This window comes from Kitasatospora sp. NPDC092948 (assembly GCF_044754805.1).
Taxonomy (GTDB): domain Bacteria; phylum Actinomycetota; class Actinomycetes; order Streptomycetales; family Streptomycetaceae; genus Kitasatospora.
The window spans coordinates 249,444-271,990 of record NZ_JBIVPU010000004.1 but is presented as its reverse complement, the minus strand read 5'-3'; the positions used below and the strand labels follow the sequence as shown (position 1 = coordinate 271,990).

Below are 22,547 nucleotides of genomic sequence, written 5' to 3'. Positions count from 1 at the left end.
GGAGGGCACCATGGCTGACGCACCCGTCAAGCTCAGCAGCATCAACGCCACGCTTCTGCCGCCGACCATCAGCGAGCCGATCTTCAACCGGACGACGGAGGGCAGCGCGGTGATGCAGCTCGCCCGCCGCATCCCGCTGGCCATGACCGCGCAGACCGCGATCCCGGTCAGCATGGACGTCCCCCAGGCCGGATGGGTCTCCGAGGGCGGCTCCAAGCCGACCGGCACCGAGACCATCGGCGTGAAGACCATGTCGGGCAAGAAGGTTGCGGTCCTGCTGCCGATGTCGGAGGAGGTCGTCCGCTCCAACGCCGCTGGCCTGTACTCGCAGGTGCAGCAGGACCTGCCCGTCGCCCTGTCCCGCGCGTTCGACCTGGCCGCGATCCACGGCAAGACGCCGCAGGGCAACGCCGGACCGTTCGCCGACTACCTCGCCGAGACCACCAACTCCGTCACCCTCGGAACCGCCACGAAGACCAACGGCGGCGTCTGGAAGGACCTGGTGGACGGCGAGGCGCTCGTCATCGAGGACAACTACGACACCACCGGCTACGTCGCCGACCCCCGCCTCCGGCCGACCCTGCTGGGCTCGGTCGACAACAACGGCCGCCCCCTGTTCGTCGACACCACCACCTCGCTCGGGCCCGGCGCCGCCGGCGGCCGCTCCCTGATGGGCCTGCCGCTGGCCTACTCCCGGGGCATCTCTGGCAAGCTCGTGCGCCAGTCGACCAGCGCCGACACCGGCCTGCGGATGCTCGGCGGCGACTGGTCGCAGTGCGCCTACGGCGTCGGCATGGACATCACCATGAAGATCAGCACCGAGGCCAACTACAAGGACGCGGACGGCAACTGGCACAGCGCGTTCCAGGAGAACCTGGTCCTGCTGCTGTGCGAGGCGTACTTCGGGTTCGTCATCGGCGACGAGAACGCGTTCGTCAAGTACGTGGCCGCAGGAGGCAGCTCCTGATGGCGGGCCCGCTGCGGGTCGTCGCGCGGGTGCACGGCTACCCGCCGGACCACAACGCGGGCGCCGAGTGGGCGCTGCACGGCATGCTGCGTGCGCTGGCCGCGCGCGGGCACGACGTGCAGGTCCATCTCCACCGGTACGGTGCCGGGCTGCCCGGCCGCTACGACGTGGACGACGTCCAGGTCCACCCGCTCCAGAGCTCCTACTTCCCGGACGCCGGCCGCGCGGCGGACGTCCTGATCGGGCATCTGGAGGGCGTTCCGGCGCTGGCCGAGTACGGCCGCACCTGGCAGGTGCCGACGGTCGCCGTCGTCCACAACACCCACCAGCCGTCGTTCGAGGCGGCCGCGGGGTGCGACCTGGCGGTGTACAACGCGCAGTGGACGGCCGCCGAGGCCGCCGAGTTCTACACGGAACGCGGCCTCGCGGCGCCCGCCGGACTGGTCGTCCGGCCGCCGGTGTCCGCCGCGGACTACGCCACCGCGCCGGGCGACCGGGTCACCCTGGTCAACCTGTGCGAGGCCAAGGGCGGTCGGCTGTTCTGGGAGCTGGCCGAGCGGATGCCCGACGTCGGCTTCCTGGCGGTGCAGGGCGCGTACGGCGAGCAAGTGGTGCCCGCGGTGGTGCCCGACAACGTCGCGCTGCTGCCGCAGACCCCCGGCGCGCTGATGCGGGAGCGGGTGTACGCCCGGTCCCGCATCATCCTGATGCCCTCCTCGTACGAGTCGTGGGGCCGGGTCGGGGTGGAGGCCATGGCGTCCGGCATCCCGGTCGTCGCGCACCCCGCCCCGGGTCTCGCCGAATCCCTCGGCGCCGCCGGGGTGTTCGCGGACCGCGGCGACGTGGGCGCGTGGGAGTCGGAGATCCGCCGCCTGCTCGCCCCGAAGGCCTGGTCGGCCGCGTCGAAGCGGGCGCTGAAACGGTCCGCCGAGCTGGACCCGGCCGCCGACCTGGCGGCCTGGTGCGACGCCGTCGAAGACCTCGCGTCACGAAGGGGGGTGACGGGGTGACCGCCACCGTCGCGCAGGTCAAGGCGCTGTGCCCGTCCGGCACGCCGCTGACCGACGACCAGATCGGCGCGCTGATCGTCCAGGCCGAGGCCCATCTGCTCGGCCTCTACCCGGACCTGCCGGCCCGGGTGGCGGCCGGGACGCTCGCGCAGGACACCGTCGACTACGTCGAGGCCAGCATGGTCGCCCGGATCGCCCGCAACCCGGAGGGACTGCGGATGGAGATGGACGGCGACTACCAGTACCAGCTCGCCGCCGGCGCCGCGTCCGGCTACCTCGCGCTGCTGCCGGACGAGGGCCGGATGCTGACCGTCCGCCAGGGCGCGTTCACCATCACGCCGGCCACCCGCCGCATCGCGGCAGCGCCGTGCGACCCGGGGTGGTGGTGACGGTGTCGCTGCTCGACGACGGCCCCGACACCGTCACCGTCCACCCTGCCGGACCCGTGCACCCGGACGGCACCCGCGGCCCCGAGGGGCCGCCCCTGACCGTGCGGTGCCGGGTGCAGCCCTCCACGTCGGAGGAAGCCGCGCAGCTCGGCTACGTCGACGTCACCGTGTACCGGGTCCTGGCCCGCGAGTTGCCGGCCGGGCCGTGGTCGCGAGTGGTGTGGCAGGACCGGGACTGGACGGTCGTCGGCGAGCCCAAGCGCCACAGGGGGTCGGCCCGGACCCGGCACGACACCGCGCTGATCCGCAGGAGGTGAGCCGTGGCCAGTCTCGACCCACACATGGCCCGCCGCCTCGCGCACCTGCCGGCGGTCCGCGCCGCCGTCGCCGCCGAGCTCCGCAAGCGCGCCGCGCGGGTGGAGGCCGTCGTCGCCGCCCACACCCGCACCGGGGCGCTCGCCTCCTCCATCGCGGTCGTCGTCGACCGCGTCGACTCCACCGTGTCCATCTCCGACCCGGCGATCCTCGCGATCAACTACGGCCACCACACCCCGTCCGGCCGGTGGGTGGAGGGCATCCACGCCATCGAGGCCGGCCTGTGACCGCGCTCCCGCCCGACGTCGACGCGCTCGTCCGCGGCGCCCTCACGGCCGAACTCGGCAGCGGCGTCACGGTGATGACGCTGATGCCCGACGACTGGGCGCGACGGCTGCCGCTGGTCGTCGCCCGGACCCTGCCCGGCACGGCGGCCGTCGACCCGCGAGGGGTGGTCGCCGCCCTGGTCGACCTCCAGATCTTCGCCGCCGCCCGGCCGCAGGCGTCCGAGATCGCCCGCAGGGCCTGGCGAGGCCTGTACGACGCGTGCATGCGCCAGCACGCCGAGGCGGACGCCGGCGGCTACCTGTCGCACTTCAGCGACGGCAGCACCCTGCCGGCCGAGCTCCGCACCGGCGTCCCGCCGGCTCCCGACGCCGCCACCTTCCGCTTCCAGGCGACGGTCCGACTCACCGCCCGCCCCGCATCCACCCCCTGACCAGGAGGAATCACATGGCGCTCGACGCCACGACCACGATCGTCCCCGGCACGGGGTACATCTACCTCGGCAACCCCGACACCGCGAAGCCGGCGTCCATCACGGATCCGCTCTCGCCCGGCGCGGGCTGGACCAACCTGGGCCACACCTCGCGGGACACCATGCCGTCCCTCACGCGCGACGGCTCCGACCCGACCACGCTCGGGTCCTGGCAGAACTCCAAGCTGCGGCAGACCAGCCCGGACATCACCTACGGCATCACGTTCAGCAGCATCCAGGCCGACAAGGCCGCACTCCAGCTGTACTTCGGCGCCGGGCCGGCCGCGATGCAGGCCGACGGGTCGATCCGCATCCCCGCCAAGCCCGTCCCGCAGATCAAGGCGCTGCTGATGATCCTCGTCGACGGCTCCAGCTTCGTGCCGCTGTGGCACCCGCGGGTGTCCCTCCTCGGCTCCGACGCGATCAAGATCGACAGCGAGAACTGGTTCGAACTGCCGATCAAGGGAACCTTCCTGGCCTCCACGCTCATCGACGGCGCGATCGGCGAATGGGCCGCGCTCCTCGACGCCGAGTCCTGACCCGCCCTCATCTCCTGTGCCGCCGGCCACCGGTCCCGTCCGGCGGCACAGGACCATCCCGGGACCGGACACCGAAGGGACCGACACACCATGGCCGCTGCCCCCGTCAGCCTCGCCGCACTCATGGACGAGGCCACCACCGTCTACACCGGCCTGCCGATCGAGCTCCGCGCCGGCGGAACCGCGACCCTCCTCAACCCCGTCATGCTGGCCGACGCCGCCCGAGACCGGGCCGTCGAACAGATCGCCGCCCTCGACCAGACCGACGGCATGACGCCGGCCGAGCAGTTCGCGGCCGTCCGCGACGCCCTGACAGCCGTCGCCGACGACCAGGCGCTGGTGCGCGCCGAGATCGCCGACTGGCCCGTCCCCGCCCTCCTGCTCGTCCTCCAGCACTACATGAAGGCCGTGCAGCTGGGGGAAGCCTGAAGCTCGTCCAGCTGATCCAGATCCAGGGGCTGGGCGGGGAGCTGCGCGCCGACCTCCAGCAGTACTACGGCCTGGACCTGGCCGACCTGCCGCGCGGCGCCCTCGCCCCCCGCCGGATCCTCCAGCTGGTCGAGCACCTCCCCTACGACTCCGCGCTGCTGGCCGCCCTGCGCGGCGGCCCGGTGCACCGGCAGTGGGACACCCGCACCCACCTCCTCGCGTCGATCGTCGACGCGATCCAGGCCGGCACCTGGACCGCCGTCCAGCTCGCCGCCCGCAAGGCGGTTCCGCCGCCCGCTCTGCTCCCGCGACCCGGCGACCCGCAGAGCGCCCCCGCGCCGCCCCGCCGCCCGCTGGACCTCTCCCGGCACCCGGACGCCCGCCCACTGCCCGCCAAGTACCGCACGACGATGGACAGTTGAACAACCCAGGGGGTGAGCCGTGGCCGGTGGATCCCCCGGCGGACGCGAGGTTGACCGGCTCTCCATCCGGGTGCTGCCGGACACCTCGAAGTTCGCGCCCAGCCTGCAGCGCTACCTCGACCGCATCGAGGCCCGCGCCCAGCTCAAGATCCGGCTCACCCCGGACACCACCGGGTTCGCGCAGTCGGTACGGGCTGAGATCGCCCGCCACCGGCCCGACCTGGCCGTCAGGGCGGTGCTCGACACCGACCGGATCGGCGAGCAGGCCCGCACCGCGCTGGCCCGGATCCGGCCCGAGCTGGCCGTCAAGGCGAAGCTCGACCTGACCGGGTTCCCGGAGGAGGTCCGCACCCGGCTGGAGCGGGTCCGCTCCGAGCTGACGGTCAAACTCAAGGTCGACGCCTCCGGCATCGACGCGCAGGTCAGCCGTTCCCTGGCCCGCTCGCTCCGCCCGCGCGACGTCACGCTCAAGCCGCAGATCGACCGGGAGGCGTTCCGTACCGCCGAGGAGCAGCTGCGGATCCTCACGGACCCGTGGAAGGTCCGGATCGAGCCGTACGTCGACACGGCGGCCGCGGACTCGGCCCACGGCGAGCTGGAGGACCGGTTCCGCGACGCCATCGACGTCAAGATACGGCCGACCGTCGACCCGGCCGACGTGCTGCGGGCGTCGGAGCGCCTGGACCGGCTCGCGCACGACCGCACCGCCACGATCGACGTCCGCGCCGACGACGAACCCGTCCAGCGCCTCGACAGCGCCGCCTCCAAGCTCAACAGCACCTTCGGCTCCGGCCTCGGCGGCATCCTGAGCCTGCGCGGCGCGCTGATCGGACTCGGCGTCAGCTCGCTGCCGCAGCTCACCTCGCTGACGGTAGGCCTCGCCCAGATCGCTCCCGCGGCTCTGGTCGCGGTGCCGGCCGTCCTGGCGCTCAGCCAGGCGATCGGCGCGATCGGCCTGGGCGCCAAGGGCCTGGGCGCCGCGTTCACGGCCGCCCTCGCCCCCGCGAAGGGCGGCGGCGGTGGCGGCGCGGCGGTCGACACCGCCAAGCAGGTCGCCGCCGCGCAGCGCCAGCTCGCGGACGCCAAGGACAGCCTCGCCCGGACCACGGAGGACTCCGCGGCACGGGTCGTCCGCGCGGACCGCGACGTCTCCGACGCGGAACGCAGCCTCGCCGACGCGCAGGTCAAGGCCCTCAAGGCACAGCAGGCCCTGGACGACGCACGCCAGCAGGCGGCCCGCGACGCCGAGGACCTGGCCGACCGGGTGACGTCCGGCCAGCTCGCCGAACGCGACGCGGTGCTGCGGGTCGCGGACGCCACCGACGTCCTCGCCGCGGCCCAGCGGAACCCGGCCGCGACCCGGGCCCTGGAGAAGGCACAGCTCTCCTACGACGAGGCAGTCCAGAGCCTGAAGGAGCAGCAGAAGGAGAACGGCCGGCTGTCCGTCGCGGTGGCGCGAGCCGCCCAGGTCGGTGTCGAGGGGTCGGACCGGGTCGTCACGGCGCAGGAGAACCTGGTGTCCGCGACCCGCGACGTCTCCGACGCGGAGCGCAACGTCTCCGACGCCCGGCAGGAAGCGGCGAAGACCGCGCGGGATGCCGCCAAGCAGGTCTCCGATGCCCAACGCGCCGTCGCGGACGCCACGTTGGCGCTCGCCGAGGCGGGGAAGGCGGCCGGCGGCGGCGCGGCGGGAATCGACGCCTACGCCGAGGCGATGGCCGCCCTGGCGCCGAGCGCCCAGGCGTTCGTCCGCGCGGTCCAGGACATCGGCCCGGCATGGCACGAGGTCCAGCAGGCCGTCCAGGAGCGGCTGTTCGCCGGTCTCGACACCGAGCTGACCACCGCGTCCACGGCGGTGCTGCCGGCGTTCCGGCGCGAGCTGGTCTCCACCGCGGGATCGCTGAACGCCATGGCCGTCGGCGTGGCCGAGGCCGCCCGCTCCCTGGCCGCGACCGGGGTCCTCGATCGGGCCATGGCCGGCGCGTCCAAGGGCCTGGCCAACCTGCAGGGCCTGCCGGGGCAGGTCGTCACCGCGCTGATGACGATCGGCGCCGGGGCGGCGCCGGCGTTCGACCGGGTCACCACCGCGCTCGCCAACGCGTCCGCGAAGTGGACCGAGCGGCTGCAGAAGGGCCTCGCCTCGGGCGGCCTCGAGGAGGTGATCGGCCGGGCCCTGGACCTGGCCGACCAGCTCGGCGGGACCCTGCTCAACCTGGGCCGGATCATCGGCGGCATCTTCGGTCCCGCGAACGCGGCCGGGGCCGGGTTCCTCGGCACCCTCCAGCTGGTCACCGCGGAGATCGCCAGGGTCACCGCCACGGCGGAAGTCCAGCAGGGCCTGCGGGACCTGTTCGACGTGATGGCGCTGATCGGCCGGACCGCCGCGCCGCTGATCGGACAGGCCCTGCGCGAGATCGCACCGGTTCTGTCAGCCCTCCGTCCCGGGGCGGAGGCCCTGGTCACCGCGCTGGGAGACGGCCTCCGGCCGGTGATCACCGCCTTGGGCCCGCTGCTGGTCGCAGCGGGTAGCGCGGTGTCCGAACTGGCCGTCGCGGCCAGCCCGCTGCTGGTCGTCGCCGGTGAGCTGGCCGCCCAGATCGGCCCGATCCTGACACCGGTCGTCCAGGCCCTGTCCGCCAACATCCGACTGCTCGCCCCGGCCGTCCAGTCCGTGGCGGCCGGCATGTCCGCGCTGCTGGCGCCCGCCCTGGCTCAACTGCCGGCTCTGATACAGCCGTTCCTCGGCGCGGGCCTCCAGCTCGCCGAGACCCTGCTGCCCCAACTCTCCAGCCTGCTCGGCCAGCTGCCGCTCGAGCAGGTCGGACAGAGCTTCGCCGACATCGGCGTCGCGCTGGCCCCCCTGCTCATCCAGCTCGCCGCGCTGATCACCAACGGGCTCCAGGCCATGGCCCCGCTCCTGCCGCCGCTGATCGACCTGGCGGCCCGGCTCGCGCGGATCCTGTCCGGTGAACTGGCCCGCCAGATCCAACAGATCGTCGTCCCCGCCCTCCAGGTCGTGGTGCGGCTGCTCAACGGCGACCTGCCCGGTGCGCTCAGCGCCGCCGCAGGCCTGTTCGACGGCCTGGCGCGCACCGTCGGCGAGGTGTTCGTCGGCCTTCCGGGCCGGGTCGCCGTCGCCCTCGGCGACTTCGCCCGGCAGCTGTGGGACTCGGGCCGGGCCATCACCCAGTCCCTGATCGACGGCATCCTGTCCAAGGCCGTCGACCTCAAGAACAGCATGTCCGGGATGCTGTCGGACGTCCGCCGGCTGCTCCCGTTCTCCCCCGCGAAAGAGGGGCCGTTCTCCGGCCGGGGCTGGACGCTGTACAGCGGACAGTCCATCAGCGCCGCCCTCGCCGAGGGCGTCCTGGACGGCCAGGACCAGGTGTACGCGGCGACCGCCGCGGTCGCCGCGACCGCGCAGGGCAACCTCGCCGGGCTCGGCGCCGGCACCGTCAGCGCCTCCCGCGCCCAGGCCGGCAACGGACCGGCCGCAGCACCGGTGGCCGGCGGGGTGACCGTCAGCATCGCCGAGTTCAACGCCTACGACCAGGCGCCCGAGGCGATCGGGCGCGCCCTCTACCGCGAGTACAAGGCGAGGGGGTGACGCGGTGGCCGGTGAACTGATCACCACCGACGGCCAGATGGAGTGGCGCGGCCTGCTGCTCGGCGAGCGATCCCCGTACGCCGGCCGGATCCTCACCGGATGGGACGACCTGCCCCCTCTCGACGACGGCACCGTGCTGCGCGCCCAGCAGCACGGCGCGGTGCCCGGGCGGCTCCTCGCCCGGGCACGGGTACTGAGCTGGGACGCCGAACTCATCCCTGAGGACCCGGCCGCGGACGCCCTGTGGCCGCAGTACCTCGCCGCGCTGCGTGCCGCCACCGGGATCCAGCAGGACGAACAGCCTCTGGTCGTCCAACTGGGCGGCCAGCGGCTGCAGGTGATGGCCCGTGTCACAGCCCGGACCATCCCCGCGGACCAGCAGTACACCTGGGGCTATCCCAAGATCAGCCTGGAATGGACCTGCTCCGACCCGCTGCGCTACGACACGGCCGCCCAGTCCGTACAGACCGGCCTGCCCACGGCCGAGACCGGCCTCGTCTGGGGCAGCCCGGAGACGGGCCTCGCCTGGGGCAGCCCCGCCGAGACGGGCCTCGTCTGGGGGTCGCCGGGCAGTACCGGCGACGTGCTGTGCACCAACGCCGGCGACACCTCCACCGGCGTGGCCATCGAGATCCACGGGCCGTGCGTCACCCCGTCGATCACCGTGTACGGCACCACGACGGTGCTGGAGTACGCGCTGACGCTGACCGCGGCGGACGTGCTGTACATCGACACCCAGGCCGGGACCGTCCTGCTCGGCGGCCAGGACCGGCAGGGCACGGCCACTGCCCGGTCGGTGCCCGAGGAGTCGGTCCGGATCCCGCCCGGCGACACCGTGCTGTCCTTCCGCTCCGCCGACCCCGCCACCACCGCCGCCAGCGCGACCGTGCGCTGGCGCTCCGCCTACTGGTGACCAGGAGGATCCTGTGACCGTCCGCTCCGCCTGGCACATCAACCCCGGCCAGACCCGGCAGGACACCCGGCTGACCCCGATCGGCACCTGGGCGCCGTCCTCGGCGACGACCACCCAGGCCGGGGTGATCCCCGGCGGCACCCCGCTGGCCCTGTCCGGGTCGGGCATGGATGTGACGATCGGCATCGGCCGCGCGGTCGCGCAGGGCACCGCGGCCCAGGGCGCGTACCCGCTGGCCGTGACCGCCGCGCACACCAAGACGATCACCAACGGGCACACCAGCCTGCCCAGGATCGACCGGGTGTTCCTCGTCGCCTACGACTCCAGCTACGACAGCAGCGGCCTGACCGTGCCGGACATCGTCGTGGTGCCCGGCACCCCCGCGACCACCCCGTCCGCGCCGACCGCCGTGCCGAACTGCACTGCCTACCTGGCGCTGTACGACATCCGGGTCGAGGCCGGAGCATCCGCCGGCGCCCCGATCGCGTGGAGCACCGCGGTCACCGACCGGCGCGTCTACACCGCGGCGCTCGGCGGGATCATTCCCAACGGGTCGGCCGTCGGGGCGTATGCGGGCCAGTGGCGCGACGGCGGCGGCGGGGCCGGAGTCCTGGAGCGGTTCAACGGCACCGTGTGGGAGGCCGCACTCCGGCTCGGCATCGCGGGCCGGGTCGAGCTCGGCGACGTCTCGCTGACCCGCTCCGGGACCGCGATGGCCACGCTGACCGGCGGCCTGACCGTGACCGGTGTCGGCGGCTGGCTCACCGCCTACAAGACGGTCGCGCAGCCCATCTCGGCCAGCACGACGATGACCAACGACACGCACCTGTTCCTGCCGCTCGCGGCGAACGCCACCTACCTGCTCGACGGCGACCTCGTCTACGAGGGGCCCAACCCCACCCTCGGCGACATCAAGATGGACTGGACCATTCCGGCCGGCGCGACCATGCAGTGGGCGCCGTTCGGTGCCCCGATCAGCGCGACCACCAACTTGCAGATCGACAGCCAGGACACTGCGAATACGGTCCAGCGAGCCCTCGGGACATTCGGCTTTCCATCACGGCAGACAGCCCGGCCGGTCGGCCGGATCACCACCACCGGCACCGCCGGCGCCCTGCAGCTGCGCTGGGCGCAGAACACCAGCAACGCCGCCGCGACCACCATGCACGTCGGGTCCTGGATCCGGCTGCACAGGGTGGCGTGATGGAGACGGATGAGGTCTACCAGCTGCGGGTGTGCGACCTGGTGACGGACCGGCAGCTCGGCCTGATCGACCTGCACGACGTCTCCTACGACGACTACATCGGCCGCACCGGGTCACTGTCGGGAACCGTCCCGATCCCGACCCAGCGCGCCGCCCAGCAGGCTCGGGACGTCCTGATCCCCGGCCGCACCATGCTCTACCTGGAACGCCACACCACGTTCAGCACGGAGATCGCATGGGCAGGGGTGCTGTGGGCGATCACCCCGACCGCCGACGAGCGCGGCCTGTACACCTGCCCGATCGTCGCGGCCGGGCTGGAGTCGTGGCTGCGCGGGCACCGGATGCTGACCGACACCCTCACCTGGGCCGGCGGCGACCAACTCGCCATTGCCCGGGCGCTGGTGGCGTACGCGCAGGGCGTCCCGGGCGGCGACCTGCGCATCGAGATGGACCCGACACAGCTGTCCGGGGTGGCACGCGACCGCACGTACGCGGCCACCGACCTGCCGTGGATCGGCGGCCTGCTCGACCAACTCGGCGCCGTCGAGGGCGGATTCGAGTGGCGGATCCAGGTGTACCGGGGCGGGGACGGCGTCCGGCACCGCGCGCTGCGGCTCGGGTACCCGATCCTCACCGCCGGCACAGGGGATGTCCTGCTGACCTCGCCGGGCGCGGTACGCGGTCACGCACTACCCATGGACGCCACGATGATGGCCACCGCCTGGCAGTCCCGGGGCGCGTCGATCAACACCAACCAGGCCGCGGACTCGGTGCCGCTGCTGTCCGACCTGCTGGTCAGCACGGACGACATCGCGGCCGGCTGGCCGAGACTTGACGGCAGCTCCGACTACTCCACCGTCAGCGAACCTGACACCCTCACCTCACACGCCCGCGCGGACCTCGCACGCTACCGGGCTCCGGTGGCGATCCCGTCGATCACCGTGTTGTCGTCCGCGGCCGGACAGCTCCAGCTCGGCTCTTACATCCGTCTCAAAATCGCGGCCGGCGACCTCTGGTACTCCGAGGGACTCTCCGCCCGCTACCGGATCGTCGGCCTGCGCGTCCAGCCTGCGGAGCGCGGTCGCCCCACCACCACCGACCTGTACCTGGAGGCCGCCTGATGCCGCACGTGCCGCAGGACATCACCGACACGGTCCGGGAGATGCAGCAGCAGATCCGCGACCTCCAGGGAGCCGTCAACACCCGCCCCGCGATGAACGAAATCAGGGGCGGCAACGTCCAGGTGCTGGGAGGCGGTTCGTTCCGGATGATGTCGGTGGACGGCTCGCGGACGCAGATGTGGGTCGGCAAGATTTCCCCGAGCCATCCCGACGGGTCCGAGCAGCGCGGCATCCTGATGTACCGCGAGGACGGCGCGCTGGCGTTCAGCCTGTACAGCGCAGACGGTAACCCGCAGGCCCTCGCTCTGCGGGACAAGGCCGGTACCACAGTCGTCGCTGACGACGTGGCCGCCGGCGGCCTGGCCCGCCCGTACCTCAGCACGGACGCGTGGTTCGGCGCAACCGAGTCCCCGACCTTCACAACCAACAGTTCCGCCTTCACGACCCTGCAGAACCTGGCCTGGGTCAAGCAGCACCCGAAGATCTATGCGCACTACTTGGTCAGGGCCGATGCTGGGGTAGCCGGTCAGATCCAGCTCGTTGACGACCTTGGCACCGTCATTGCGGGTCCGGTCGCCATATCGGCCGGGGCCTGGACATACGGTGCTGTAGCCGGGCCGCTGGCAGGGGCGTTGTACACACCGACCTATCTGCACTGGCAGGCCCGCGTCACCAGCGGCACCGGCAACATCGGGATCCGCGGGCTGTCGACGTTCGGCGTGCAGTCCTGATGATCAGGGCGTGACCGGGTACGGGTCGCCGGTCGGCCCGTCGACGGGGCCGCGGCTCGGGTACGGGCCGTTGTCGACGGTGCCGGTTCCGCCGTTCCACTGGCCTGCGGTGGCGCCGGGCGGGTCGGTGCTGACGGGGTGACTGGTGGCCGGCTCTCCGGTCGGGGTGCTCATCTTGCTGCTGCCCTTCTTCGTCGTGGTCGGCCTGGTGGTCGGTTCGGTCGTGGCCGGCGCGGCAGTGCTGGGCATCGGGTCGCTCGCGCTCGGGCTGACGGTTGCCGCTGGGCTGGCGCTCGAGCTCTCGCTCGGACTGCTGCTCGGGCTCGCGCTCGGGCTCACGGTGTCGGCCGTCTGCACCTGCTGACCGCTGCCGCCGCTCGTGCTGAGCGCCCAGGCGCCGCCGCCGATGCCGAGCACCGCCACCACCGACGCCGCGATTGCCGCGGCCTGCCTGCTGACCCTCATGTCCGTTGCCCCCCTTGGCCGTTGATGCTCACCACGGTAGCGCGCGCCCGCCACAACTTCCCCACATCAGCCCGAACTGGCGACAGGCGACATGTTCGGGCACTCACTAATACCCGGAGGCCCACCTTGAGAGACCAGTTCGTCGGCCTGCTGCTCGGCCAGGTCGGCCAGCACGAGGGCCGCGATCCGGACGGCACGTGGAACAACCGCCAGCGCTACAGCCGGGAGACACCCGGGCTGGAGTGGTCGGACGGCCAGCCCTGGTGCGCCACCTTCGAAGCCTGGGGCGCCCACCGCACCGGCATGGACAACCTGTGGCCGATGACGGCGTCCTGCCTCGACGCCGTCGCCTGGTGGCAGCAGCGTGGCCGCTGGTCCGCCTACCCGGTGCTCGGCGGCCCGTTCTATCTGGGCACGGGCGGCAGCAGCCACACCGGCGTGGTCGTCGCCTACGACGCCACCACGATCACCACCGTCGAGGGGAACTCGAATTCGGGCGGCTCGCCGGAGGGAGACGGCGTCTACCGCCGCACCCGGGCCCGCAGCAGCGTCTACGGCTACGGCGTGCCCGCGTACCCGGAGGGCACCGTCTCCGCGGACCCACGCCTCGGCGGCACCAAGACCGCCACCACCAACCCCATCACCGAGGAGGACCCCTTGGCTGCATTCACCGAGGCCGACCTGGACCGCATCGTCCAGACCGCGATCGAGCGCAAGAAGAGCGACCTCACCCACGACGTCCTGTACTGGCTGCTGCAGGCCCTGGCGGACCGCCCGGCGGACCCGGGCACCCATCCGCTGAGGTACGTGATCCCCCCGCTGCACGCCGCGCTCGGACGGCTGCCGCAGGACGTGCGGGCCGCCCTGGCGGACGCGGTCCAGCTGCAGGTGACCGTCACCCCCGCCAACCCGACCGCACAGAAGGGGAACTGACATGCCCAGATTCCTGGTCGACCTCGCCGAGCGCACCTCCGCGACGTATGCGGAGGCCCTGATCGGCCTGCTGCTCGTCGGCGGGATCACGAGCCTGTCGGCCGCCGAGTCGGCGGCAGTGGCGGCGATCCCGGCCGGCCTCGCCGTCGTCAAGGGCGCGCTCAGCAGCTTCCTCGGCCGCACGGGCACCGCGGCGCTGCTGCCGACCGCGGCGGACCCGGCGAGCCGCGAGTGACCAGCCCGCCGCCCGACCCGGGCGTCGTCATCTCTCCTAGCCAGATGTACGCGGAGGTTCGAAGGATCGCTGACCGGCAGATCAGGATGGACGAGAAGATCGACCGGTTCCTGGAGGACCAGCGTGGCCATCGGGAGGAGACCAGCGATCACGAGAAGCGGATCCGGTCCCTGGAGGCCCGGGTCTGGATGGCGATGGGTGCTGCCGTCGTACTCGGCGCCGGGTCCGGCGCAGGCCTCGCCCAGATCATGGGTCGCTGAACACCACCGCCCCGCTCGGCTTCAGCCGGCGGGGCGGTATTTCGTGTTCGCGGTCAGGCCTGCAGGGCGGCCTGCAGCTGCTTCGCCTGCTCGGGTGTCAGCAGCTTCGACACCCGCAGCACCTCCGCGCCGTGCACGTAGTCGTACTCGGTGAACGCGGGCATCTGCTTGATGATCCCGGCGATGTAGTCGACGCGGGCCTGTGCGTCTGCCGGAGTGGCGAATATTTCGATGGAGCCGCCGCGGGCCACCGAGTCCTCGTCCTCCATCTCCACGTCCTCCGCCTTGATGCGCGAGTCGGCGAACGCCGTCTTGGAGATGTACTGGTTGGGTCGGCCGAGGAGGTGGTTGGGGTCGTCGTCGGCACTGTAGGTCTTCACCGCCTTGATGCTGGGAACGGCGGCGGTGAGCGCCGTGACGGCGGCCTTCGCATCACGGGGTGCGGCGGCGGCGGGCTGCTGGGCGGCCGCGCTGGACGAGCTGGGCGTTGGAACCGCCGCAGCCGGGGTGGTGGCGGCTTCCGGCGCCGCGGTGCTGCTGCAGCCGGTCATGATGAGGGCGATGCCGGCGGTGGCGGCGGCAAGGGTGGTGCGGCGCATGGTCTCCCCTGGTGATTGGTGTGCAGGGGGACGGTATCGGGGTGGGCAGGCAGCGTGAAGGCGGTGTGCCCAAGTCGTAACACCGTCCAAACTGAGCTTCGGCCGGTCGGGGCTTTTCTACGTTCTTCCCATGGATGCCATCCCAACCCCTTGCCAACTAATTCCCTGGAACCCAGCCATTCCAATCAAAATGGATTAGAGAATCAATTGAGACATGTGCAAGTTGCTTCTCTACCTGCGTCTTTGCGCAGAACGGCAGCGGCGGGGTGCACATCGAGCGGGTCGGTCAGATGGTCAAGACATGGCCTATGCAGGGGATTTAACAGAATCAACCCTGATGCCCCATCATGGTGTCGGCCGAACAGGAAGATAGCCAGGGGGTGGTGACACACCCCCTGGCGAGTCGCGGCCGGACTTAGGATGCACGTACACGCGATGGGATCCATCATGGCACACACTCTCAACGAGCTATCCGCCCTGATCGCACGGCTGGAGCAGGAGGTTCTCCGGCTTCAACTCCGCGACGAGCGGCGGGAGCACGAGGTGAGCGAGATTAAAATCTGGCTGCTGATCGCTGTGACTGGGGTCGCTGTGACGGCTGCCGCCTTCAGCCCCTTCGCCGTCAGGCACTAGCTGGCCAGCTGCCGCCCCGCACCGCCCTCGAAAGAGTTGGCGGGCGGGGCGCACCCCCGACGAAGCAACGGATCGACAGCTACCCGCAGGCGAGACGGTAAGGGCCGAGGTAGTAAGACAGGGCGGCATGCGACGGGCCATCCGATACCTGACTGCTCGTCAGCAGCTTCACCACGTCCGCCTCCGAATGCCACTCGATCCGGGCTGCCTCGGAAACGTCCTCCGGCTCACCGACCTTCACAGCCCCGGTGACGTGGTAGCTACGGAAGTGGGCGTTCGAGATGCCGGCCATCGCGTCGTACTCGGTCATCAGCTCGACCCGGCCCGGCCGCCAGCCGGTCTCCTCTTCGACCTCCCGTGCGATGGCGTGCGCCGGATCCTCGCCGGGCTCGGCCCATCCGGCCGGCACCTCCCAGCCCCAGCGGCCGGTGATGAACCGGTGCCGCCACAGCAGCAGGATCTGGCCTAGCTCGTTGGTGACGACGGAGGTGGTCGAGCCCTTCGGGTATCGGATCACGTGGTGGTCGATCCGGCCGATGCCGGGGATCGTCACGTCATCGAGCCACACCTCGACCCAGGGCGAGCCGTAGACCTGCCGGCGACCGTGCTGCTGCCACTCCACCCGAGTCTCCTCTATGCGCGCGTGAGCTGGAGCTTCGACCCTCTCACGCGCTCCGCGAGCTCCCGCACCGGGCGGGTGGACTGCCACGGGGTGAGAGCGTCCTGGAGCTGGGCCGCGCGCAGGACCAGACGGCTGGTGACCGCCCCGTCGGCCAGGTCGAGCGCGGCCTGAGCGATGGAGCACGCGGCGTCCACGTCGCCCTGGCGGAGCTGACACTCGGCGAGGTCGATGGTCAGCACCGACCGCCCCTTGGTGTCCTCGGCAGAGCGGGCCTGGATCGCGGTCTCCAGCAGCCCGGCGGCGACGGCGTGTTCGCCGAGGTGGGCGTATGCCTCACCTGCCAGACCGTCGAGGCGTGCCCCTGTAAAAAAGTCCAGGCCACCGATCGGATCGTCAGCAAAGTCGAGGAGGGCGGCGGCTTGGTCGAGTGTGGCCAGCGCCTCCGATCGGGCACCGGCAGCGGCCAGGGACCGGGCGTGGTTAGCCGCCACCCATGCGCGGCGCCGTGGGCCCGCAGCCTGGTCCAGGCTCGCTGCGTGCTGCAGCAGGTCGTCGGCGGACCGGAGCCGGCCGGCTGTGTATTCGACGATGGATCGCATGGTCAGCAGCCAGGCGGTGAGGTCGTCGGCCTCGCCCTCTTCTGCGGCCACCAGGCCGAGGTGGAAGTGCGCGTCGCTGCGGATGCGGTCGCCGAGGTCGTGATGGGCGAAGCCCAGCAGTCCGGAGACGACCGTCAGTATCCGGATGCACCGGCGCCGGGCGGCGAGCTGCTGCGGCCGGCCAAGGAGGTCGTACACGCTGACAAGCTGGCGCTGCAGGATGGCGGCAGTGGCTGCGGGTGCGTTCGCCGGGTAGCGGTAGGCAACGTCAGCTACCGCGGCCTCCAGGTGGGTGAGTGCGGCGTCGGACGCAGTGGATCGGCTGAGCATGTCAAGGACTTCCCAGGTCTCCGGCACGGCGGCCGGCTGGTAGGAGGGCGCGGGTCCGCCGGGCGCCTCCCAGGGGCGACTGGCGAGGCCGAGCATGTGTCCGGGGACGCGTAGGCCATCGGCGACGCGTTCGATCACGGTGATCGAGGTGACCTCGCGCTGGCCCTGCATGTACTCGGTGACGCGACTGGTGCCGATGCCGGTCAGCTGGGCGATCCGAGCGGGACCGAGGCCGTGGCGGCGGGCGATGTTGAAGAGCGTGCCGATCCTGCGAGCCTCGCACGCGGCGATGACCTGCGGGTCGGCGAGTACATGGTCGAGCGGCCCCATCGGATCCTCCTCGTCGGTGAGTTGAGGGTATCGGCGGCAGGGTGGACACGGTGAGTACTCACGGCGGCCCTGCAGATTCGCGCCGCCACCGCCGACTCTGGTCCTGCACCTACCGCGGTGCGTCCCCGGTGATCAGAGAAGAGCCATCGTGATCAAGACCATGCGGCCCGCGGCCAGCAGCCCGACCGATGACGAGCGGTACACCCCGTGCGGCGACTGCCACCGGTGCCTCACCGGTGTCGGCCGCGACATCGATCCGACTGCCTCGGACTGCTGGGGCGCCTACCTGGACGCCGTCGCGCGGGACCTCACGTGAGTAAGCAGCCCGCCGGCGGAACCGCACCCCAGACGCTCGGGTACTGCCCCAGATGCCACGGGTACGGCCGCGGCAAGTACGCCGGCCCGATCAACAGCCACTCCGACGCCATCAGCGACCACGTGGGGTGCAGCCGCGCAGCTGCACCCCAGCCCCAACCCCAGAACACGACACCCGGAGAGCACCAGTGACCACCAACCGCGACACCAGCATGTGGGAGCCGACCCCGGAGGGCCGCGCGAGCTACGCCGAGGAAGGGGCCACCCTGATGCGCGCCGCGCTCGGGCAGCATGGCTACTCGTCCATGCGGGTCACCGTCGACCAGGACGCCCTGGACAGCGGCCAGGCGCGCATCATCATCAGCGGCACAGTGGCCGAGATCGGCCTGATGGCCACCCGGCTGCACGCCGCCCCGCGGTCCAAGTTCGCCTGGCCGGCGACTGCCTAAGCGCACCCAACGCAAGGGCGGGTCGCCGGTGTCTGGCCGGACACCTAGCCGACGAACAGCTGCCACAGGTCGACGTCGAGCGCGCCAGCCACCGCAGTGATCTCGTCCAGCCCCGGGTTGGTCCGCGCACGCTCCCAGTAGCCGATGGTCTGCCGGTCCAGGCCGGCCAGCTCGGCCAGCCGCTCCTGGGAGAGGTCCCGGGCGACCCGCAGCTGGCGGAGTCGTCGGCCGAACCGCGCCCGCTGCTCGAGCTGCTGCTCGGTGGGGGTGCGGCGGGATCCACGGGCTGGTGACACCCGTTGACATTCACCTGTACATGATCAAAAGTCTGCATCATGTATTCGTCACTTATCGAGCGTTCGTTCGATAAGATGTCCAGCCCACTCGGGGGCCGAGCACCGGAGCGCCAGTGACAGCACAGCCAGCCGCCGAAGCGGAAGCCGCCGCCAACAGCCTGCGGGCGGCCCTGTCCCGGCACGGGATCGTCCTGCCATCACTTGGCCTGGACGTGGGCGCCATGGCGCTGGACTGCCCGCTCGTACAGCTCGGATCAGCTCCTGCCGAAACCGTGAACCGGCTTGCTGCCGCACTGCTCCGGTCCCCGATTCAGTGAGCGCACGCCCGCCACTTGCAAGCCAGCCCGAACAGAGTGTCAACGCCCAAGATCTCCTTCATCTCGGCCACCTGCATAGCCACCGTTCGCGAGCTGACCTTCATCTGCTTCCCGATCGCTTCGTAGCTCTGTTCCTGCTCGAGGGCGCGCAGGATCTGCTCATGACGGGGGGTCAGCATGGACTGCTCCTCAAGTCCAGTCCATGGCGCGGCCCTGGACCAGTCGCGCTCGAAGTTCGCCGCGAGGAAGCCGGTCACACCCGGATCGTTGACGACGTAAGCGACCGCCTCGCGGCTGGTGGTGAGGATCGAGTTCCCAGGGATGACCGCCATCGACCGGTCGATCAGGATCATCCGCTGAAAGGGCTCGGCAAGCGTCCTGATTTCGGCGCCGGCCTTCGTCATCTCGGCCACCCATAGCTCGGTGGCCTCGCCTGTCCGGGCGTCAGCGTGGTAGAGCGTGCGGACGGCAACCCCGCGCTGAATCGTCTCGATGTCGCGCCCCTTCGTCTCCTCCAGGGTCTCGCGACTGCGAGCGCCGCCCGGCTGGCACACGAGCAGTTCGGTGGTGCAGCCGTCCAGGAGCTGGCCGATGCGCGCGTTGATCGCCGTCGATCCGCGGACGAGGTCAACCAGGCCAGCCCGAGGGTCGACACTACGGCCGTCGTAAGCCTGGCGGAGGTCAGCAAGGAGGTCACTAACGGTGGCGGCCTGGGCGAGCAGGGCGGCAGCTTGGCCGTGGTACTCGGCTTCCCAGCGGGCACCGACGTAGCCGGGGTCAACGAGGGCGAGGCCGCGCCCCGGGTCCTCGCGCAGCAGCCCGCGGTTGAGCAGCTGCCAGGCCGCGCCCTGGTCCTCGTCCGAGATGGGCTCGCCAGCGGCTACCCGGGTGTACAGGGCGCGGGCTTCCGGGCTGATGTCGATGTCCATGATCCCCAGTCGATTGCATCCAAGTGCAGGTTCATCTGAATGAACCACCAGATTCCTTGCCGTGCAACTACTTCGTGCGAGATCGTTGCTCGAACCGCCAAGAGCATGGCAAGTCGCCTGCCAGCAGCGGGTGTTGCCCAGCAGCGGTCACTACATGATCGGAGTCAACATGAAGCTCAGCAGGGTCATCTCCGCAGCAGTCGGCACCCTCGTGGCCGCGCTCCTCGCCCTCGCGGTCACCACCGCGCACGCGGACGACGCGCCGGCGCCGAAGCCGACCCCGTCGCCGACCACGACCTACACCGCCAACGACACCAACTGGGGCGGCTGACGCCCCACACAGAAGGCCCGGCCGCCAACGCGGCCGGGCCCCTGAACACCGCCACGGAGTGCCCGCCTGAATCGGGCGCTCGGCGGCGGGAGCCGACCAGTCGATGCCGGGCACACGGGAGTTGCGCTCGCATCGCACCGGCCGGCTGCCGGCACCAGGGCAGGATGACTGACCCCCCTCCCCGCCTGGAGCCAACCCGAAGCGCCCCCAGCCGTAGGAGTCGGCTGGGGGCGCTTCGTGCCGCATGCGCCCGCGACCTGCGAGAACAGCATGATCACTTAGGAGAATTTTAGGAGGACTGCTCGCGTAGTCATCCCGTAGAGACTGCGAGAGTTTACGTATGCGATGCGCGACAAACAGGAAAGGCCCAACCGAGAGAACATGCTCCGAGCTGGGCCTTTGCCAGGTTCACCCTGCTTGCGAGGGTGGGCGCAGACGGTTTCGAACCGCCGACATCCGCCTTGTAAGGGCGGCGCTCTACCGCTGAGCTATGCGCCCGCGTCGAAGGGACCGGTGGGGCCGGTCGCACGACGAGTGGACAGACTACCTGGTCCCGGGAGTGGTTCGCCGCCCCTCGCGGACGGGGGTGTCGTCGGGGGGTGCCGGGTGGGGTGGGTGATCGGGAAGAATGGCCGCTGGAGTGGCGGGACGGGACGGAGCAGGGAGCGCGTGGTGAGGGTGGCCGGCGGCGGTGGCGGGGGTCGGGGCGGCTGGTGGGGCGGCGGCCGGCGGGACGGCGCGCGTGCGGATGCCCGGGCGGCCCGGGAGGCGGCGCAGGAGTCGTTCTACGAGCTGGATTCGGCGCAGCGGGACGCGCTGCTCGCGGTGGAGACGGTGAAGTCGGCGGGCGAGCCGGCCACCGCCCGCAGGGTGGAGCGGGAGTACGCGGACCTGGTGGCCCGGATCGACCAGGTGACGGTGGCCTATCTGGGGGCGCTGGACGCGGTCGACCTGGAGGCGGCCGAGCTGGATCCGTCGGCGGCGTTCCGTGCCAAGCAGCAGTTGGAGCAGGCCAAGCGCGAGCTGGATGCGAAGCGCACCGAGCTGGGCACCTTCGTCAGCCGGCTCCAGCCGCTGGTGGACCACGCCGAGGCGCAGCTGATCCGGGTGGCGCCGGCGGTGGAGCGCGCCAAGCAGGCGCTGCTGGCGGCGACCGTCGCGCTGGAGCAGGCGCGCGGCGCGGGGCTGAGGGCCGACGATCTGGCGGCCCGGCTGGCCGAGCTGGCGCCGGAGCTGAGCCGGCTGAACCAGGGCGTCTCGCAGCACGGCGTGCCGGCCACCCTTCAGCGCGCGGAGGACGTGGTGCGGCGGGCCGAGGCGGTGCGGACGGAGGCGGCGCAGCTGCCGGAGCGGGCCGCGGAGATCGACCGCCGGGTGGGCACGCTGCGCACCCGGATCGACGCGCTGGAGAACCGGTCCGGCACCGTGGAGCCCGCGCTGAGCGACCTGCGGCGGCGGTTCTCGATGGCCTGCTGGCAGGACCTTCAGCACGTGTCGGCGCAGACCGCCGACGCGGTGCGGGGCGCCAGGTCGCGGCTGACCGACGCGGTGCGGGCCCGGGCCGACCAGCGGTGGGCGGACGCCACCTCGGCGATCGGCACCGTGCGGGCGCTGCTGGAGACCGCCGAGGGGTCGGTGACGGCCGTCAACGAGCGGCTGCGGCAGTTGAACGAGGTGCAGCACGATCCGCAGCGCGAGATCGAGCGGACCCGGTTCGCGCTGCGCGACGCCCAGCGGCTGGCGATGGCCGGCCGGCAGGCGCCGGACCCGCGCCACGCCGGCCCGCTGGACGCGGCGGTCGGCCGGCTGGACCGTGCCGTCGCCTCCCTGGAGCAGGCCGGCCGACACCCCGACTACTGGCAGTTCCTGACCGAACTGGCGGCGGTCCGGGATACGGCGGCCGAGGTCGTCACGATGATCCGCGGCCACTGAGCGCCCACTGAACGGCCGCTGAGCGCCCACCGAGTCGGCGACCGACCCCGGCAGGCCGCTGAGCGGCGGGCCACCGGCCGGCAGCACGGGGCCTGCGGAGCGACGGCCCGGGCGCGGCAGGACGTCCGCCGCCCGCCCGCCGGTTCTCCACCGTCCCGTGCCGCCGGCCGCCCGCGGCCACCACCGGCCCGGACCGCCGCTGCCGCAGCCCGGGCCCGGGCCCGAGCCGCCCTGCCGCCCTGCCGCCGCCGGCCGTGTCACCGCCTGCCGCCCACCACGGACGGGGCCCCGGCCTGCCCGAGGGAGCGGCGCCGCGCCGCGGCCTCTCGGTACGCTGCTGACCATGCCTCGCTACGACTTCCGCTGCCGCGCCTGTGGCGCCACGTTCGAACTCAGCCGCCCGATGGCCCAGGCCAACGACCCGGCCAGCTGCCCGGAGGGCCACCCCGACACCGTGAAGCTGCTGTCGACCGTCGCCGTGACGGGCGCGTCCGGCGCGTCCGCCCCGGCCCCGAGTGGCGGTGGCGGCGGCTGCTGCGGGGGCGGCTGCTGCGGCTGACCCGGCGTC

31 protein-coding genes and 1 tRNA gene are annotated in these 22,547 nt (G+C 72.0%); 24 read left to right on the top strand and 8 right to left on the bottom strand.

The window, feature by feature from the left end; all coding sequences use genetic code 11:
* Nucleotides 1-10 precede the first annotated feature (10 nt).
* The 8 genes from ACIQF6_RS14800 (at nucleotide 11) to ACIQF6_RS14765 (ending at nucleotide 4,406) form a co-directional block, all read left to right on the top strand.
* The gene (locus ACIQF6_RS14800) at nucleotides 11-967 is read left to right on the top strand and encodes a phage major capsid protein (protein ID WP_400894382.1); all 957 of its coding nucleotides are present in this window, start codon (nucleotides 11-13) and stop codon (nucleotides 965-967) included.
* Complete coding sequence (locus ACIQF6_RS14795) at nucleotides 967-1,977, top strand: glycosyltransferase family 4 protein (RefSeq protein WP_400894380.1); 1,011 nt, start codon at nucleotides 967-969, stop codon at nucleotides 1,975-1,977. The genes ACIQF6_RS14800 and ACIQF6_RS14795 overlap by 1 nt, the downstream gene beginning before the upstream one ends.
* A complete protein-coding gene (locus ACIQF6_RS14790; protein ID WP_400894378.1) occupies nucleotides 1,974-2,366 on the top strand; it encodes a hypothetical protein in 393 nt (130 codons plus the stop codon). Before ACIQF6_RS14795 ends, ACIQF6_RS14790 begins: the two co-directional genes overlap by 4 nt.
* A gap of 2 nt (nucleotides 2,367-2,368) precedes the next feature.
* Nucleotides 2,369-2,683 (top strand): hypothetical protein, encoded by a 315-nt coding sequence (locus ACIQF6_RS14785; RefSeq protein WP_400894376.1) that lies wholly within the window; start codon nucleotides 2,369-2,371, stop codon nucleotides 2,681-2,683.
* Nucleotides 2,684-2,686: 3 nt separating this feature from the next.
* A complete protein-coding gene (locus tag ACIQF6_RS14780; RefSeq protein WP_400894374.1) occupies nucleotides 2,687-2,968 on the top strand; it encodes a DUF5403 family protein in 282 nt (93 codons plus the stop codon).
* Nucleotides 2,965-3,399, top strand: a complete 435-nt coding sequence (locus tag ACIQF6_RS14775) for a hypothetical protein (protein WP_400894372.1) — start codon at nucleotides 2,965-2,967, stop codon at nucleotides 3,397-3,399. Before ACIQF6_RS14780 ends, ACIQF6_RS14775 begins: the two co-directional genes overlap by 4 nt.
* 14 nt (nucleotides 3,400-3,413) lie before the next feature.
* Complete coding sequence (locus tag ACIQF6_RS14770; protein ID WP_400894370.1) at nucleotides 3,414-3,977, top strand: hypothetical protein; 564 nt, start codon at nucleotides 3,414-3,416, stop codon at nucleotides 3,975-3,977.
* 90 nt (nucleotides 3,978-4,067) lie between these two features.
* The gene (locus ACIQF6_RS14765) at nucleotides 4,068-4,406 is read left to right on the top strand and encodes a phage tail assembly protein (RefSeq protein WP_400894368.1); all 339 of its coding nucleotides are present in this window, start codon (nucleotides 4,068-4,070) and stop codon (nucleotides 4,404-4,406) included.
* Here ACIQF6_RS14765 and ACIQF6_RS14760 read toward each other — a convergent pair.
* The gene (locus tag ACIQF6_RS14760) at nucleotides 4,373-4,594 is read right to left on the bottom strand and encodes a hypothetical protein (RefSeq protein ID WP_400894366.1); all 222 of its coding nucleotides are present in this window, start codon (nucleotides 4,592-4,594) and stop codon (nucleotides 4,373-4,375) included. The genes ACIQF6_RS14765 and ACIQF6_RS14760 overlap by 34 nt on opposite strands.
* On the opposite strand from ACIQF6_RS14760, the gene ACIQF6_RS14755 reads away from it, so the two are divergent.
* Genes ACIQF6_RS14755 through ACIQF6_RS14730 form a run of 6 tightly spaced genes read left to right on the top strand, consistent with a single transcriptional unit; the run spans nucleotide 4,589 to nucleotide 12,404 of the window.
* A complete protein-coding gene (locus tag ACIQF6_RS14755; RefSeq protein ID WP_400894364.1) occupies nucleotides 4,589-4,828 on the top strand; it encodes a hypothetical protein in 240 nt (79 codons plus the stop codon). The genes ACIQF6_RS14760 and ACIQF6_RS14755 overlap by 6 nt on opposite strands.
* 19 nt (nucleotides 4,829-4,847) lie before the next feature.
* Entirely contained in the window at nucleotides 4,848-8,435 is a 3,588-nt protein-coding gene (locus tag ACIQF6_RS14750; protein ID WP_400894362.1) for a hypothetical protein, read from the top strand.
* A 4-nt stretch (nucleotides 8,436-8,439) separates the two neighbouring features.
* Nucleotides 8,440-9,348 (top strand): phage tail protein, encoded by a 909-nt coding sequence (locus tag ACIQF6_RS14745; RefSeq protein WP_400894360.1) that lies wholly within the window; start codon nucleotides 8,440-8,442, stop codon nucleotides 9,346-9,348.
* Nucleotides 9,349-9,361: 13 nt separating this feature from the next.
* Entirely contained in the window at nucleotides 9,362-10,552 is a 1,191-nt protein-coding gene (locus tag ACIQF6_RS14740; protein ID WP_400894358.1) for a hypothetical protein, read from the top strand.
* Entirely contained in the window at nucleotides 10,552-11,673 is a 1,122-nt protein-coding gene (locus ACIQF6_RS14735; protein WP_400894356.1) for a hypothetical protein, read from the top strand. Before ACIQF6_RS14740 ends, ACIQF6_RS14735 begins: the two co-directional genes overlap by 1 nt.
* Complete coding sequence (locus tag ACIQF6_RS14730; RefSeq protein ID WP_400894354.1) at nucleotides 11,673-12,404, top strand: hypothetical protein; 732 nt, start codon at nucleotides 11,673-11,675, stop codon at nucleotides 12,402-12,404. The genes ACIQF6_RS14735 and ACIQF6_RS14730 overlap by 1 nt, the downstream gene beginning before the upstream one ends.
* Nucleotides 12,405-12,407: 3 nt before the next feature.
* Here ACIQF6_RS14730 and ACIQF6_RS14725 read toward each other — a convergent pair whose 3' ends face one another.
* Nucleotides 12,408-12,578: a hypothetical protein gene (locus ACIQF6_RS14725; protein WP_400894352.1), complete on the bottom strand. Its 171-nt coding sequence runs from the start codon at nucleotides 12,576-12,578 to the stop codon at nucleotides 12,408-12,410.
* A 1-nt stretch (nucleotide 12,579) separates the two neighbouring features.
* Between ACIQF6_RS14725 and ACIQF6_RS14720 the strand changes: the two genes are divergently transcribed.
* From ACIQF6_RS14720 to ACIQF6_RS14705, 4 genes are all read left to right on the top strand, one after another.
* On the top strand, nucleotides 12,580-12,768 hold the full coding sequence (locus tag ACIQF6_RS14720; protein ID WP_400894350.1) for a hypothetical protein: 189 nt from the start codon (nucleotides 12,580-12,582) through the stop codon (nucleotides 12,766-12,768).
* A gap of 227 nt (nucleotides 12,769-12,995) precedes the next feature.
* A complete protein-coding gene (locus ACIQF6_RS14715) occupies nucleotides 12,996-13,802 on the top strand; it encodes a hypothetical protein (RefSeq protein ID WP_400894348.1) in 807 nt (268 codons plus the stop codon).
* A gap of 1 nt (nucleotide 13,803) precedes the next feature.
* Entirely contained in the window at nucleotides 13,804-14,037 is a 234-nt protein-coding gene (locus ACIQF6_RS14710; RefSeq protein ID WP_400894346.1) for a hypothetical protein, read from the top strand.
* Nucleotides 14,038-14,123: 86 nt separating this feature from the next.
* Complete coding sequence (locus tag ACIQF6_RS14705) at nucleotides 14,124-14,297, top strand: hypothetical protein (RefSeq protein ID WP_400894344.1); 174 nt, start codon at nucleotides 14,124-14,126, stop codon at nucleotides 14,295-14,297.
* A 53-nt stretch (nucleotides 14,298-14,350) separates the two neighbouring features.
* Here ACIQF6_RS14705 and ACIQF6_RS14700 read toward each other — a convergent pair whose 3' ends face one another.
* Nucleotides 14,351-14,896, bottom strand: coding sequence for a hypothetical protein (locus ACIQF6_RS14700; protein ID WP_400894342.1), 546 nt, complete (start codon nucleotides 14,894-14,896; stop codon nucleotides 14,351-14,353).
* Between the two features lie 447 nt (nucleotides 14,897-15,343).
* On the opposite strand from ACIQF6_RS14700, the gene ACIQF6_RS14695 reads away from it, so the two are divergent.
* On the top strand, nucleotides 15,344-15,529 hold the full coding sequence (locus ACIQF6_RS14695) for a hypothetical protein (RefSeq protein ID WP_400894340.1): 186 nt from the start codon (nucleotides 15,344-15,346) through the stop codon (nucleotides 15,527-15,529).
* A 79-nt stretch (nucleotides 15,530-15,608) separates the two neighbouring features.
* Here the strand turns inward: ACIQF6_RS14695 and ACIQF6_RS14690 are convergent, their stop codons facing one another.
* Nucleotides 15,609-16,151: an NUDIX hydrolase gene (locus ACIQF6_RS14690; protein WP_400894338.1), complete on the bottom strand. Its 543-nt coding sequence runs from the start codon at nucleotides 16,149-16,151 to the stop codon at nucleotides 15,609-15,611.
* Nucleotides 16,152-16,162: 11 nt separating this feature from the next.
* Nucleotides 16,163-17,410, bottom strand: a complete 1,248-nt coding sequence (locus ACIQF6_RS14685; RefSeq protein WP_400894336.1) for a helix-turn-helix domain-containing protein — start codon at nucleotides 17,408-17,410, stop codon at nucleotides 16,163-16,165.
* A 148-nt stretch (nucleotides 17,411-17,558) separates the two neighbouring features.
* Between ACIQF6_RS14685 and ACIQF6_RS14680 the strand changes: the two genes are divergently transcribed.
* A complete protein-coding gene (locus tag ACIQF6_RS14680) occupies nucleotides 17,559-17,726 on the top strand; it encodes a hypothetical protein (RefSeq protein ID WP_400894334.1) in 168 nt (55 codons plus the stop codon).
* 187 nt (nucleotides 17,727-17,913) lie between these two features.
* The gene (locus ACIQF6_RS14675; RefSeq protein WP_400894332.1) at nucleotides 17,914-18,174 is read left to right on the top strand and encodes a hypothetical protein; all 261 of its coding nucleotides are present in this window, start codon (nucleotides 17,914-17,916) and stop codon (nucleotides 18,172-18,174) included.
* A gap of 44 nt (nucleotides 18,175-18,218) precedes the next feature.
* Here the strand turns inward: ACIQF6_RS14675 and ACIQF6_RS14670 are convergent, their stop codons facing one another.
* Nucleotides 18,219-18,470: a helix-turn-helix transcriptional regulator gene (locus ACIQF6_RS14670; RefSeq protein ID WP_400894330.1), complete on the bottom strand. Its 252-nt coding sequence runs from the start codon at nucleotides 18,468-18,470 to the stop codon at nucleotides 18,219-18,221.
* A 310-nt stretch (nucleotides 18,471-18,780) separates the two neighbouring features.
* A complete protein-coding gene (locus ACIQF6_RS14665) occupies nucleotides 18,781-19,716 on the bottom strand; it encodes a LuxR C-terminal-related transcriptional regulator (RefSeq protein ID WP_400894328.1) in 936 nt (311 codons plus the stop codon).
* A gap of 169 nt (nucleotides 19,717-19,885) precedes the next feature.
* Between ACIQF6_RS14665 and ACIQF6_RS14660 the strand changes: the two genes are divergently transcribed.
* Entirely contained in the window at nucleotides 19,886-20,047 is a 162-nt protein-coding gene (locus ACIQF6_RS14660; protein ID WP_400894326.1) for a hypothetical protein, read from the top strand.
* A gap of 426 nt (nucleotides 20,048-20,473) precedes the next feature.
* On the opposite strand, the gene ACIQF6_RS14655 is transcribed toward ACIQF6_RS14660, so the two are convergent.
* Nucleotides 20,474-20,545: transfer RNA gene (locus ACIQF6_RS14655), tRNA-Val, on the bottom strand.
* Between the two features lie 174 nt (nucleotides 20,546-20,719).
* On the opposite strand from ACIQF6_RS14655, the gene ACIQF6_RS14650 reads away from it, so the two are divergent.
* Nucleotides 20,720-21,979, top strand: coding sequence for a hypothetical protein (locus ACIQF6_RS14650; protein ID WP_400894324.1), 1,260 nt, complete (start codon nucleotides 20,720-20,722; stop codon nucleotides 21,977-21,979).
* Nucleotides 21,980-22,322: 343 nt separating this feature from the next.
* Nucleotides 22,323-22,538, top strand: a complete 216-nt coding sequence (locus ACIQF6_RS14645) for a zinc ribbon domain-containing protein (protein ID WP_400894322.1) — start codon at nucleotides 22,323-22,325, stop codon at nucleotides 22,536-22,538.
* The last annotated feature ends 9 nt before the right edge of the window (nucleotides 22,539-22,547 follow it).

Coding starts and splice junctions, on each gene's coding strand:
- ACIQF6_RS14800 (WP_400894382.1), top strand. CDS start 11: ATGGCTGACGCACCCGTCAAGCTCAGCAGCATCAACGCCACGCTTCTG.
- ACIQF6_RS14795 (WP_400894380.1), top strand. CDS start 967: ATGGCGGGCCCGCTGCGGGTCGTCGCGCGGGTGCACGGCTACCCGCCG.
- ACIQF6_RS14770 (WP_400894370.1), top strand. CDS start 3,414: ATGGCGCTCGACGCCACGACCACGATCGTCCCCGGCACGGGGTACATC.
- ACIQF6_RS14765 (WP_400894368.1), top strand. CDS start 4,068: ATGGCCGCTGCCCCCGTCAGCCTCGCCGCACTCATGGACGAGGCCACC.
- ACIQF6_RS14735 (WP_400894356.1), top strand. CDS start 10,552: ATGGAGACGGATGAGGTCTACCAGCTGCGGGTGTGCGACCTGGTGACG.
- ACIQF6_RS14730 (WP_400894354.1), top strand. CDS start 11,673: ATGCCGCACGTGCCGCAGGACATCACCGACACGGTCCGGGAGATGCAG.
- ACIQF6_RS14725 (WP_400894352.1), bottom strand. CDS start 12,578: ATGAGCACCCCGACCGGAGAGCCGGCCACCAGTCACCCCGTCAGCACC.
- ACIQF6_RS14710 (WP_400894346.1), top strand. CDS start 13,804: ATGCCCAGATTCCTGGTCGACCTCGCCGAGCGCACCTCCGCGACGTAT.
- ACIQF6_RS14705 (WP_400894344.1), top strand. CDS start 14,124: ATGGACGAGAAGATCGACCGGTTCCTGGAGGACCAGCGTGGCCATCGG.
- ACIQF6_RS14700 (WP_400894342.1), bottom strand. CDS start 14,896: ATGCGCCGCACCACCCTTGCCGCCGCCACCGCCGGCATCGCCCTCATC.
- ACIQF6_RS14695 (WP_400894340.1), top strand. CDS start 15,344: ATGGCACACACTCTCAACGAGCTATCCGCCCTGATCGCACGGCTGGAG.
- ACIQF6_RS14685 (WP_400894336.1), bottom strand. CDS start 17,410: ATGGGGCCGCTCGACCATGTACTCGCCGACCCGCAGGTCATCGCCGCG.
- ACIQF6_RS14665 (WP_400894328.1), bottom strand. CDS start 19,716: ATGGACATCGACATCAGCCCGGAAGCCCGCGCCCTGTACACCCGGGTA.
- ACIQF6_RS14660 (WP_400894326.1), top strand. CDS start 19,886: ATGAAGCTCAGCAGGGTCATCTCCGCAGCAGTCGGCACCCTCGTGGCC.
- ACIQF6_RS14645 (WP_400894322.1), top strand. CDS start 22,323: ATGCCTCGCTACGACTTCCGCTGCCGCGCCTGTGGCGCCACGTTCGAA.